Origin of the sequence: Nocardia araoensis NBRC 100135 (genome assembly GCF_000308435.1) — a bacterium.
GTDB lineage: Bacteria > Actinomycetota > Actinomycetes > Mycobacteriales > Mycobacteriaceae > Nocardia > Nocardia araoensis.
The window spans coordinates 17,662-30,478 of sequence record NZ_BAFR01000199.1 but is presented as its reverse complement, the minus strand read 5'-3'; the positions used below and the strand labels follow the sequence as shown (position 1 = coordinate 30,478).

At 62.9% G+C, this 12,817-nt stretch carries 8 protein-coding genes and 1 pseudogene; 7 read left to right on the top strand and 2 right to left on the bottom strand.

Going from position 1 to position 12,817, the window contains the following annotated elements:
• Positions 1–311: 311 nt before the first annotated feature.
• A complete protein-coding gene (locus ON21_RS36065) occupies positions 312–1,217 on the bottom strand; it encodes an AraC family transcriptional regulator (protein ID WP_051021344.1) in 906 nt (301 codons plus the stop codon).
• Between the two features lie 1,190 nt (positions 1,218–2,407).
• On the opposite strand from ON21_RS36065, the gene ON21_RS38705 reads away from it, so the two are divergent.
• The 7 genes and pseudogenes from ON21_RS38705 to ON21_RS25675 all read left to right on the top strand — a co-directional run.
• Positions 2,408–2,965, top strand: a complete 558-nt coding sequence (locus ON21_RS38705; protein WP_157170970.1) for an ROK family protein — start codon at positions 2,408–2,410, stop codon at positions 2,963–2,965.
• 483 nt (positions 2,966–3,448) lie between these two features.
• Positions 3,449–4,774, top strand: a complete 1,326-nt coding sequence (locus ON21_RS25705) for a cytochrome P450 family protein (RefSeq protein ID WP_245562734.1) — start codon at positions 3,449–3,451, stop codon at positions 4,772–4,774.
• 12 nt (positions 4,775–4,786) lie between these two features.
• A complete protein-coding gene (locus ON21_RS25700) occupies positions 4,787–6,148 on the top strand; it encodes a cytochrome P450 (protein ID WP_063821133.1) in 1,362 nt (453 codons plus the stop codon).
• 692 nt (positions 6,149–6,840) lie between these two features.
• Positions 6,841–9,531: a branched-chain amino acid ABC transporter permease/ATP-binding protein gene (locus ON21_RS25690; RefSeq protein ID WP_039801783.1), complete on the top strand. Its 2,691-nt coding sequence runs from the start codon at positions 6,841–6,843 to the stop codon at positions 9,529–9,531.
• Positions 9,528–10,271, top strand: coding sequence for an ABC transporter ATP-binding protein (locus ON21_RS25685; RefSeq protein ID WP_039801781.1), 744 nt, complete (start codon positions 9,528–9,530; stop codon positions 10,269–10,271). The genes ON21_RS25690 and ON21_RS25685 overlap by 4 nt, the downstream gene beginning before the upstream one ends.
• 116 nt (positions 10,272–10,387) lie before the next feature.
• Positions 10,388–11,647: an ABC transporter substrate-binding protein gene (locus ON21_RS25680; RefSeq protein WP_063821131.1), complete on the top strand. Its 1,260-nt coding sequence runs from the start codon at positions 10,388–10,390 to the stop codon at positions 11,645–11,647.
• 80 nt (positions 11,648–11,727) lie between these two features.
• Positions 11,728–11,925: pseudogene (locus tag ON21_RS25675) on the top strand (transposase); the annotation flags it as partial.
• On the opposite strand, the gene ON21_RS38700 reads toward ON21_RS25675, so the two are convergent.
• Entirely contained in the window at positions 11,922–12,518 is a 597-nt protein-coding gene (locus tag ON21_RS38700) for a hypothetical protein (protein WP_157170969.1), read from the bottom strand. The pseudogene ON21_RS25675 and the gene ON21_RS38700 sit on opposite strands and share 4 nt — an antisense overlap.
• Between the last annotated feature and the right edge of the window lie 299 nt (positions 12,519–12,817).

Here is a 12,817-nt window from a genome sequence, read left to right as displayed (position 1 = left end):
CATGATTGATTCGGTGCGGTGAGCACTGATTGCCGCGAGTGGGCGAACCGGATTGTTCCAGGCTCGCCGGTGGACTGAAGTCGGCGGGACTGAACGGTCCCACGGGTTCGGACTTGTTTCGCCATGCTTGGTCAGAGGAAATGTGACGTCTCTAGAAGTGCGGCGGGGTTGTGGGCCGGCCGCCTGAGACTTCAGGTCTCTGGCTCGTCGGTGTGGTCTGTGGCGTAGCCGCCTTGCCACCATCGGCGCAGCACGGCGAGTTGACGCTCGGAGAGCGGACCGGAAAGCCGTTGGTGGACCTCGTTGTCCTTTCATTGAGAGGTGTGAGGGTTAGAGGGTGGCGGTGGCTGATCACTCATAGCCAGCTCGTCCAGTCGCCGTTTCCGGAAATCCCGCGGTGTTTCGCCATAACGCGCCTTGAATGCCGTCGAGAACCACGTCGGCGTGAAACCACACCGCGTCGCCACCTGCTCGATCGACAGCTCGTTCGATCCACGCCGCTCGAGCATGTCGTGCGCGGCGCGCAACGATTCCTCTTGACGTAGGTCCCGGTACGTGGTGCCGACCTGCTGCAAGACGAGCCGCAGCTGCCGAGTGGACCAGCCGAGCGCTTGCGAAACCGCAGGCAGTCGAAGGTCTCCGGTGCCGATGTTCTCACGAACATAACGTCGTATGGCCTCCGCCGTCTCGGCCAGATGAGCCCGCTGCGGAGACATGTCACCCATAACCATCAGGCACAGCAGTTCACTGACCCGATCGCTCACCGCATTGAACTCCCGATCGCTGAGAGCCGACTGCTCGGCATGAAGACTGTGAATCATGCCCTGCACGATGCGCCCGAGCCCGCAACTCATGTCGAGAACAGTGTGCCGGTGACCGGCTCCCCGAATGCGGTGATCGATCTCTTCCCGAGGCACTTTGAGTGCAAATGCCTTCGACGTCGGTACATAGATTTGAAGTGTCTGGCTCAGATCGAGCAAGATCGCGCGCGAGGATCCGACCTCATTGAGCTCTTCTTCCTTCTGAACGGCCACCATCTGCTGTTCCGGGAAGACTGTCCAATAGAAGTCGTCACCGGGGAATTTCCGCACTAGTGACGGCGTCCGCTCCCCGAAGCGGTCACCCAGCTGATCCCACCGCAACAGCTGGTATGCCCTCGTCTCCTGCACGGTCATGCGCGCTGACCAGCGGTCGGAGTCGGGATAATGCTGGATCATGGGCACGAAACTGTCGCAGAGCTCGGTCCAAGTTCCAGTGTCAGAAATTGTAAGCTCGGAATATCTCATACCAACCCTGTTCTAGGACAGAATGATAGGGCGCACGGCTCGCAGAGTATCCTCCCGATCGTTCGATGCCATTCCGGTCGTTCCGTCTCTGCTGTCCTGCTCGGCTCACGGTGACAGGGGAGTTCGGAATCGCAGTGGGAGGTTGTGCCAGCGGCGTGCTGCTCTAGGACGTGCGATAACACGCGCGGGGCGCGGGCAATCGTGGCAGCGGCTTCGATCGTCGCCTCGAATGGGCGAGCAGATGTCGGCTGCTGGCAATCGGTGCGAGGGGCGGAGTGGTGTCCACCACAGTGCGGACCTTATCGACGCCGACACACGAACCACCGGCGCGCTGCAGCACTGCCACCCGACGGATGTCCGACACCCACACGGATGACCAGCGATCGGGAAGATCCAAGTGAGTCACGCCCCTCCTCATGGTCCGGAGGCTCAGCATCCACCATCGATCCCGATGTGGGTACGGAAACCGGGATCTTCTACCCAATAACGTAACCATCCAACTTGAAAAGAGAACTTGGACGCCGATCGGCAAGGGAGAGTGACGACTTCGAGAACTATCGCGTGCTCGCCGCATCACTGTGCCGGAGATGTCCCGAACAGTCTTGGGTCCGGGGCCGCACTTTCTCACCCCTACGTGCCGCCGAGTTGGTCTTCGCCCAGCGCCTTCAGGACCGGTAATCACCATGGCGGCAGCGGTTGCGCGGGGCCGTACCCCCGGGCACGGGCTTCTTCCGTTCGACGAGTACGCGACGGCGTAGGTCGTGTGGATCGGCGAGCTGATCGGCACCTTTGCCGAGGGCAAGCACCGCCACCAGTCCGCACCGTTGTGGATCCTGCCGTTCCGTCTTCAAACGACGACGGCCACCAGCCGTAGCGCGGCACCGCGACCCGAAATCGCAAAGCCAAACGCTCGATCGGTGCGGAAACCGATATGGACCGCACCGTCGTTTTCCGCCGCGTAATTCTGTTTTTCGGCAGAGAATCGGGGTTCGAACTACGCGCGAACATCGAAGGACGAGAGTGTTCTGGTAGACAGTCGACACCGATTCGAGCGGTGCTCCCGGCTGTCGACTCTACTTCGGCGGAACCTGCTGATTCCTGAAGGAGTTCTCATTGTGGCGGTGAATGACGTGACAGCGATGGCATTGGCAATCGGCGCCACGAGGTTTGCGGCGTGTCGAGTCGCCGCCGATGGAAGCGTTTGCGGCTCAAGGCAGACCGATGTGCCCGCTGACGCTGTATGGGAAGGTTGCCGAGAGTTGCTGCTCGATGTTGCCGGAGAGGATGAGATCGCTGCCATCGGTATTGCATCCGCTGGGCCGATCCATGCCGCGAACGGCGTTGTCGCGCCTCTCGGAATCCATGGATGGCAAGACGGTTTCCGCATTGTTGCACCAGTGCAAAGGATGTTTCCTGTCGCCTCGGTGTGCCTTGCCCTCGACGCCGTATGCCAGGCGTTGGCCGAGCAGAGCTTCCGCACCGGCCACAGCCCGATCGTGCCTGCGGAGGTGGCTTCCGTGCTCAGCGAAGATGCCGTCCTGATGGGTGCCGGCCTGCTCGCCTTGGCGGCAGTGGATTCGGTCCGGCTGGAAGTGCCTGGTCGTGGTAGGAGAATCATCTCGCGCTCAGGCCCGGCTGCGATCCATCATGGATGGGTCTGCGCACGCAGGCACCGCTGATCCCGCGATGCTGCGCCGCCGGTAACGGGAAGTGGCTGCGGTATTGCGCAGCCACCCCATGCATAGTTCGCCGACCTGGAGTACGGGGCGTTCGTGGACGTCGAGCAAGTCCGGGACTCCGCCCCACTCACTGCGTCACCTCACTGGCCGGTCGCACGGTTCCGATCGAGGAGTGGCGGCTACGACCACCGAGACAGAAACCGCTGCGAGAGTGGGCTTTGGAAACTAGCGATCCCGCAGCTGAAGTGTCCGTTGCTGGATGCTGTTCACCTGGAATTGTTGTGAGGCGCGCCAAAATTACACTGTCAGGCAGGGAATCGAAGTTCGCAACCGCGATGTGAAGCGACGAGCGAGACTGAGAACCATGACCCGGAGAAGAAGGCGGGATTCACCTCGAATTCCCTTACGGCGCTTCCTCTGTAATGTCCGGTTGCGCATCGAAGAGCGTCACCTGACCGATCGAGGCAACCAGGGGCGTCGGCCATGACTACTTCGCTTTCGCATGCATCCTGTCCTGTTGGCGGTGGTTCGCCACCCGGCGAGGGCGGCGAGCGCGTGCCGCTGTACGCACCGGAGTTCGCCGCAGATCCCCATCGCGCCTACCGGGCCATGCGCAGCAGGTACGGCTCGCTGGTGCCCGTGGAGCTGTCGCCGGGCGTGCCGGCCACCTTGGTGATCAGCTACAACACTGCGATACGAATCCTGAATGATCCAAGCCATTTCCCGGCCGATCCGCGCATTTGGCAGCAGAACATCCCCGCCGACTGCCCGGTCCTGCCGATTTTGCAATGGCGCCCGATCGGTAGCAGAAACGCAGGTGCTGAGTTCGAGCGCTACCGACAGGCCATCACCGGGAGCATCGACGAGGTGGACCTGTATGCCCTGCACGACATCGTCGAGGACATCGCAGTTCCCCTGATAGATGCTTTCTGCCAGGCCGGAACGGCCGACCTGATCAGCCAGTACGCTTCTCCGCTGGCTTTCGAGGTTGTCGGAGCCCTGCTCGGTTCTACCCCGAAGATCAGCCAGCGTGCCGCGAAAGGAATGGCCGCGCTGTTCGAGGGCATCGATGCCGAGGACGGCAATCGGATGCTCAGCGAAGCGATGCTGGAACTGGTCGCCCTCAAGCGAGCGAAAGCCGGCAACGACGTCACTTCCCATTTGCTGCGACATCCGGCCCAACTCGACGAGACGGAGGTGATCCACCAAGTGACGGGCTTCTACGGCGCCGGGTTCGAACTGCAGCAGAACCTGATCGGCAACGCGCTGCTGCTGATGCTCACCGATGACGAGTTCGCCGGCGGTGTCCACACCGGGAGTCTGTCCACCCGCGACGCCCTCGACGCGGTCTTGTTCAACGACCCGCCGCTGGCGAATCTGTGTGCCACCTACCCTCGGCAGCCGGTTCTCCTCGACAACGTCTGGCTGCCGGCGCATCAACCGGTTCTCGTCAGTATGGCCGCCTGCAACAACGACCCGGCGATCCGAGGCGTGGAACATGTCGGTAATCGCGCGCATTTGGCGTGGGGGATCGGCCCCCATGCCTGCCCCGCCCGTTCATCGGCGTATCTGATCGCTCAGGACGCCATCGATCAGCTGCTCGATGTGCTGCCCGAGATGACGCTGTCCGCATCGGCCGGAGAGCCGGCCTGGCGGCCGGGACCCTTCCATCGGGCCCTGGCGGCACTCCCGGTTGAATTCCCCGTCTGCCGTCCCTCGAATACGGTTCGGCTGCCGTCTATTCGAGTCTCGAACGCATCCGACCACCGACTCGTTACTCCGTCGCAAGAACCGACCATTTCGAATTGAAAGGTGAACCTGATGAACAAGACCGATAGCGCAGCCGACGCAGCGGTAATTCCCGTCGCGCCCTCAGGACTTCCTTTCCTGGGACACGCCTTGCGGATGCACAGCGATCCACTGAGTTTCTTCGAGTCGCTCCGTGATCACGGCGATGTCGTCCAGATCAAACTCGGCCCACGGCGAGTCTATGTGCTCAACTCCGTAGAAGCGATCCGCAGTGTCCTCGTAACCGAACAGAGTCATTTCTACAAAGGCGATCACATCTCCGTAGCACGCGCTCTGATCCGTGATGGCTTGATCAGTGCCGAAGGCGGAACCCACAGGCGGCAACGCCGGCTCATGCAACCGGCTTTCAGGCGTGAGCGCATTGCCGAGTACGCCGAAATCATGCAGGAGCAGATCCTCGAGCGAACGGCCACCTGGCGTCCCGGCGATACCGTCGATATCCGGATCGAAATGGCCACACTCACGATCGCGGTTGCCGCCAAGAGCCTGATCTCCGCCGAACCCGGCAAGGATCTGGTTGATTTCATTGTGCACACGATGCCGCGCGTATTCGATCTTATGTATCAGCGGATGGTTACTCCCTTGTCGCTGCTGAACAAGCTCCCACTGCCCCGCAACCGGGAATGGGCGGCTAGCGTGGCGCGACTGCACTCGATGGTGGACGAGGTGATCGCGGACTACCGCGGCGGATGTATTTCACGTAACGACTTGCTGAGCATGCTTCTCGAGGCAGAGGACGGTGAATCCGGAGATACGCTTTCGGATTACGAGGTTCATGATCAAGTGACAGCCATTCTCGTTGCCGGGTCGGAAACCACCGCCACCACACTGACATGGATATTTTATACACTGAGCCGACACCCGCACATCGAGGCGCGATTGTTCGCGGAAGTGGATGAGGTGCTCAACGGCCGGGCCGCCGAGTACGCCGACCTCCGGCAGTTGCCCTACACCGCCCAAGTGGTAACCGAGGCGTTGCGCTACTACACTCCGGCCTGGATACTCACCAGGTCCGCGATCGAGGATGTCGACCTTGTCGATTATCGTATCCCGGCAGGTAGCTCGGTGATGTTCAGTCCGTATGTGGTGCACCGTGACCCGCGATTGTTCCAGGATCCGAACACCTTCGATCCCGACCGATGGTCACCGGAACGGGTCGCAGACATCCCCCGTGGGGCAGTGCTGCAGTTCGGTACCGGGCCACGCAAATGCATCGGTGAGGTCTTCGCGGTGGTGGAGGCAACATTGGCCCTGGCAACGATTGCCGCGCGTTGGCGCCTGCGTGCCCAGCCGGGCGCGACGATCGACGCCGTCGCCAGAACCACACACACGCCACGGTCACTCTTGATGACGCTCGAGAAGAGAACTGACTGAGGTTGTGCAAGGCGCGTTGTGGCGAAACACCGCGGAATTTCCGGAAGCGGCGACCGGGCGGACTGGCCGGCCGGCCGGCCCACGGTTGCTGGATCGAACACCGGATGCCGCAGCACCGCTACGGCTGCACCCTGCATACCGAGACCCTCGGTCAGGTCATCGACCGAATAGCATCCACCTATGTTCACGCGGATCACCTGCTGACGACTCTCGAGGCCGTTGACGATCCACGAATCCACCTGGCGTGGACTCGCCTGGCGGAACTCATCGGTGGCTAGAACGATCTGGCACAGGAGGTAGCGCGTGGGCATCGCCGGTTCACTGTCTGGACCGGGGCCGGCCTGGCGGCGCCTACCTCCCGCCGTCCTCGATGAGCGGGATATCGCTTGATCGACTGGTCCGCGACGACGCAAGCTTGCCACGTTGCACGCGGACGAGGCCTACAACACCGCGTGACTGCGCCGATGAATCCGCCACCGCGGCATTGGCATCCGCATTTTCCACGGAGGCGAATCCAGCCAGGGGGCTTGGCCCAGGGGCTGTGATGTGAGCGGAGCGGTAACGATTATGTCCATGCGCTTTCAAAGCTTTCGTTAATAGGCAGAGGCTGCGTTTTCCGGTGATCCGGTAGGTGTCGGCGATCGACACTCTTCGAGTACTACACGGCTTTCGATCGAAACATGGAGTGAGTTGTGGCAGATCTGTTGCCGTTCCTTATAGCGGGAATCGTTTCCGGCTCGGTGTACGGGTTGGCTGCGGTCGGTCTGGTACTGACCTACAGGACATCCGGATTGTTCAATTTCGCGCACGGGGCGATGGCGGCGGTATCGGCATTTGCCTTCTACACGTTGCATGTCACCAATGGCGTGGCGTGGCCGATTGCGGCGGCGATCTGTGTTTTCGGCGTCGGTCCGGCTCTGGGGTTCCTGCTCGAGCTGCTGGCGCGGTCGGTCGGCCGGTCGGCACTGGCGCTGCGCATCGCCGCTACGGTCGGAATATTGCTCTTCATCGAAGCGGGCGCAACTCTTCTCTACGGTCAGAAGACGACGCGAGTAGTTCCGATATTCCTGCCGGAGGGCGGGTTCATCATCGCGGGTGTGCAGGTCCAGTGGTCCGCGGTGACGACGTTTCTCGCTGCGGTGGTTGTGACCGGCGCGCTTTCGGTGGCGCTGCGGTTCTCTCGGAGGGGTATCGCGATGCGTGCGGTCGTCGAGAACGCGGACCTGCTCGATATGGCGGGAACCAGCCCGATATCGACGCGTCGCTGGGCCTGGTGCGTGGGAACGAGCCTGGCGGCCTTATCCGGCGTGCTGTTCGCACCTTTGTTGCCGCTCAACCCGATGCACTTGACTTTGTTGGTCCTCCAAGCGTTCGGGGCTGCCGCTATCGGCCGGTTCACCAGCTTGCCCGGCAGTTTCGGGGGTGGGCTCCTCATCGGAGTGCTCGCCTCGGTGGCGACTCACTACTTCACGACCGGACTGTTGTCGGGAGTGTCCGCTGCGTTGCCGTTCCTGACTCTTTTCGTGGTGTTGCTGTTTCTGCCGCGACGCCGTCCCGAAGAGCGCGACCGAGGCGCTGCTCGGGTCCGATCAGCGTGGACCGCGCCGTCGGTGCTGCGGTTGACCGGCGGTGTAGTGGTGTTGGTAATCCTCTGGCTGGCACCGGAATTCGCACGACTTCATCTAACCGACTGGACGGTTGGGCTCGCGATGGTGATCGTCTTCTTGTCGCTCGGACTGCTGGTCCGCACCTCCGGGCAGATTTCGCTCTGTCACGTCGCGTTTGCCGCGATCGGCGCCAGCGCCTTCTCGCACTTCGCTGTTGATCGGCATCTGCCGTGGCTGGTTGCGCTCCTCGCGGCTGGGCTCGTGGTGGTGCCTATCGGCGCGGTGCTGTCGATACCCGCTATTCGATTGGGCGGCCTGTACCTGGCACTGGCGACCTTCGGATTCGGCGTCGTGCTGCAAGTGATGTTCTACGCCGAGGACTACATGTTCGGCACCAGCGGTCTCGGCTTGAAGATGCCCCGTCCCCACGCGTTCGGGCTCGACTCGGATTCGGCGTTCCATCGGCTCGTGCTCGCCGTGACGATCGTCGTGACGGCCGCCATGGTGGTGCTGCACAACAGCAGGCTCGGCCGGCTGCTCCGCGGTCTCGCCGATTCGCCCTCGGCGCTGGGCACCAGCGGCGTCACTGTCGAAATCACGAGCGTGATCGTCTTCTGTATCTCGGCGTTTCTCGCGGCGCTGGGCGGTGCGCTCGCCGGGATGGCTCAGACCACAGTTTCGGCGGACAGTTATCAGCCGCTGCAGTCCGTCATCTACTTCACGGTCATCGTCATCATGATCGGTCGCGAACCGTGGTATGCGCTGCTGGCCGCGGCCGCACTCGTCATAGTGCCGTCTTACCTCACCGGTAACGAAGTCGCACTCCGGCTGCAACTCGTCTTCGGCGCTCTTGCGGTCGTTGTCGCCGTCACGGCTGATCGGCTGCGGATTCCGGCCACGGTCCGGCGGCGTCTAGACCGTATTCTCGGCCGGGACGAGCCCCGGATGACAATCCCTTCGACCGCGCCGTTGGGGACCGTGCCACCCGCAGTCCTGAGGGTTCGCGATCTCACCGTCCGTTTCGGAGGTGTCGTCGCGGTCGACGGCTTCTCATTCGACGTGGCCACCGGCCGCATCACCGGGCTGATCGGCCCCAACGGCGCAGGCAAAACCACGACGTTCGACGCCTGCACCGGCTTGGTCGAGATACAGGCCGGTGAAATCCGGTTGGGTGAACGCGAGATCACTCGATCATCGACTGCGCGCCGGGCTCGACTGGGTCTGGGCCGTACCTTCCAGAGGACGGAGCTGCTGAACTCGCTCACGGTTTACGAGAACGTCGCGATGGGAGCGGAAGGTCCGTTGGCCGCTGCCAACCCGCTGGCACACGTCCTTCCCGCATGGGGGCACAGCCGCCGAGTGCACGCCGCGGCGTGGGCAGCCATGGTGTTGTGCGATATCGACTCGATCGCGCACAGTCGCGTCGGTTCGCTGTCCACGGGACAGCGCAGACTCGTCGAACTCGCCCGCTGTCTCGCGGGACCGTATCGGATCCTGCTGCTGGATGAGCCGAGTTCTGGCCTGGATCGTGCGGAGACTGCCCGATTCGGGCGCATCCTGCGCACGGTCGTCGCCCAACGCGGTGTCGGCGTCCTGCTCGTCGAACACGACATGTCGCTCGTGCTCGAACTGTGCGAGGAGATCTTCGTGCTCGACTTCGGGCGGCCGATATTCCGCGGGACGCCCGCGCAGGTGCGGGAATCCGAGATTGTCCAGCACGCCTACCTAGGGGTACCGGACGACGGCAGGCGCCGCATCGAGGAGCCGGTAGCATGACGCTCACTACTCCGGCACTCGAATTGAGCTCGGTCACAGCGGGTTACGGATCAACGATCGTCCTGCACCGTGTCGATCTGACCGTACCGCGCGGCTCGGTGGTATCCCTGCTCGGGCCGAACGGCGCAGGCAAAACCACGCTGCTGCGGGTAGCGGTCGGGCTGCTGCCAGTCCGATCGGGCACGGTCGCACTGGATGGTGCCGACACGACCCGGTCGCGCCCGGCCCGCCGAGCCCGGGCGGGGCTCTGCCTGATCCCGGAGGGCCGCGGGGTGTTCGCGGGCTTGACGGTAGGGGAGAACCTCCGCCTGCTGACGCCACCGTGGCGGCGCCGCTCCGCAGCTGACGCCGTACTCGATATCTTCCCGGCACTGCGGTCGACGCTGAACCAGCGGGCGGGCTCGTTGTCCGGAGGCCAGCAACAGATGTTGTCGTTGGCCCGCGCGTGGCTCGCCTCACCCACGATCGTTCTCATCGACGAAGTTTCCATGGGTCTCGCACCGCTGGTCGTGGACGAGATATTCGAGGCGGTGAACGATTTGCGCGCAACGGGTGCCGCGATTCTGCTGGTCGAACAGTATGTCGACCGCGCATTGGCCGTCGCCGACGACGTTGTACTGCTCAACCGGGGTGCTGTCGCATTCTCCGGGCCGGCTTCGGCAATACGCCGGGACGAGGTGCTGGACAAGTATCTCGGAATTCAATACGAGAGCACGAGCTTCGAGGGACACAACCCGTGAGCCACCTCGCCTCGGCCTCGAACAGGCTTGCCGTCGCGGACGGCGGGACACCCTTCCTGGGAGCGGCGCCAGGACGTGGGCGTAAACATCATCGGGCAGCCGCAGTGGAGTCGACAATGAAGAAAGCATGGTCGCTGTGCATGGGCGCGCTGGGGGTCGTGGCGGCCCTCGCGCTTGCCTCGTGCTCGGCACATTCGGACAGTACGTCATCGGCGGGAAAGGTGTCCGACGGCGGGCTGAAGGGCGATCCGATCGTCATCGGGTCGCTGTGTAGTTGCACCGGGCCGCTCGCAGGGTCTCTCGGCCACAGTATCGACGTGCTCCAAGCCTGGGCCTCGTCGGTGAACGACAATGGAGGTATCAACGGCCATCCGGTCAAGCTGGTCGTCTACGATGACGGGCAGAACCCGGCAACAGCACTGGCGAATGCGAAGAAACTGGTTGAGCAGGACAAAGTGCAGGCGATCGTCGGCCAGATGAGTCTGGTGAGTTCGAGTTGGGCGAGCTACGTCGGCGAGAAGGGCATTCCAGTGGTCGGCGGGCAGTCCATCGACGCCCCGTTCGTGACCGACCCCAACTTCTTCGCCTCCGGCACCACCCTGCCGGTGCTCATGCTCGGCGAGGTGGCAGTGGCCAAGAAGGCGGATGCGAAGACCCTCGGTGTCAACTACTGCGCCGAGACCCCGATTTGCGAGCAGTTGCCGCAGCTTCTGGAACCGATGGCCCGGCAGGCCGGGCTGGGGTTCGCGTCTGAAAAGATCGCGTCAACCGCTCCCAATTACATCGCTCCCTGTATCGCATTCAAAAACAAGGGAGTTGATGCCGTCTTCTCCGGCGTCGGTGTCGATGTCATTTCCCGCATAGCGCGCTCGTGCGCGGAGCAAGGCTACAAGCCGACCCAGATTCCCTCCGGCACCGCACTCGAGAAGAGCTGGCAGCGGGATCCGAATTTCGACGGCAGTGTCTTCGCGGGTACCAACGCGCTTTACACCGACACATCGAATCCGGGCGTGAAAGCCTTCCGTGACGCGATCGCCAGGTACACCAATGGTCTGCAGGACAGCCCCGATTTCAGCTCGCCCCTGTTCTTCCCATGGGCGGGTGGCCAGCTGTTCTTGGCAGCGGCTAAGGCCGTGAACCTGTCCCCGACCTCGACCGGTGCCGATGTGATCAAGGGCCTGCGCGCCCTGCATGACGAGACACTCGGCGGAATCGCGCCCCCGCTCAACTTCCCGGAGGGCAGGCCGGGACTGCCGCTGTGCTACTTCACCGGCAATATCAAGAGCGGCGGCTTCCACTCCGACAACGGCGGCAAGCCGACCTGCATCGATGAGGCCACCGCGGCGCAACTGATGAGTGCGCTCGCGCCGCACTGACGCCTCGTCGCACAAGTTCGTGACGAGGGGGCAGGCCCACCGGGCCTGCCCCCTCATGCCCTCGAGGATGCTTCGATCAAGAACGATTGAACAAAGAGATCCGCTGCCGCACTGACGTCGTCGGCATCGTGCCCGACCGCAACGCGATCATCCGCCTCCTCGCCGCCGTGCTCGCCGAACAACACGACCAATGGATCGAGGGCCGCGGCTATCTCGGCCTGGACGTCCTGGCCCGATCTCGCAGCGCCACCCACACCAACCCAACCCTCACCACCTAACCAACCGGATCAGCGGTAACCGCCCCTCCTGCACAAAGCCCCTGGACTCGACCCTCTACTGGCTGTCGTTCCGCGCGAAAAACATGGCTCTGCGCCCACACGAAGTGGTGCCGCGCTGAGGCGAGTTGCAATGGGAAGGTGAGCAGCCCGGCGATGACATATTTCAAATCGCTACGTCGAGTCTCCACGAGTATGGCACCAGCACTGCTGATCCCCCACATCAACAGGACCGTGTTGTAGGCCGGCAGCAAGCGAGGCTCCATACCTTCCGCTTCTTGCAGCCACGGGACAACGCCGAGCCGGCGTGACCACGGCCAGTCGACGAAATGAACGGCCACCGTGGCCACCGACACACCCGCGTTGAATGCCAGAACAGCCTCGTCGCCGTGCCCTTGGCGATCACATCTGTGTACTAGATGCACAGGCACAATCGCCCACAGGAAGTTGCTGGCTCGCCGACCCAGCCACGGCTCCAGAGCCATCCCGACGCCAGCCCATCGCTCGAACCAGTTGTGCCCGGCACCACCCAGTATCGCCAGCACATTGAGTGGCGCACCTACCAACCGTGATCGACGGCGATGCTGCCAAGTCATGACGTTGCTCCCTGCGGCTCTGGGCTGGATGTGTCGATCGAAGCGCTCTAGGCGTGAAACCTACCTCGATGGCAGTCGGCATCGCGAACATTAGTGGCAGTGCGAGCTGCCCCCATTCCTACAGAGAGTGTCTCGGAATACTGTTGAGAGACCGATGGTCTCGTGATCGCAGCCTCCCGCGGAGGATGAATGCTGTCGTAGGCATCCCGTTCCTGCGCAGTCATGCTCTTGACGGATGGAGCAGCACGGAACCCTCGTACCAGTCGCACGTTCGCTGGGGATACGGCCGGGTTAAGTCC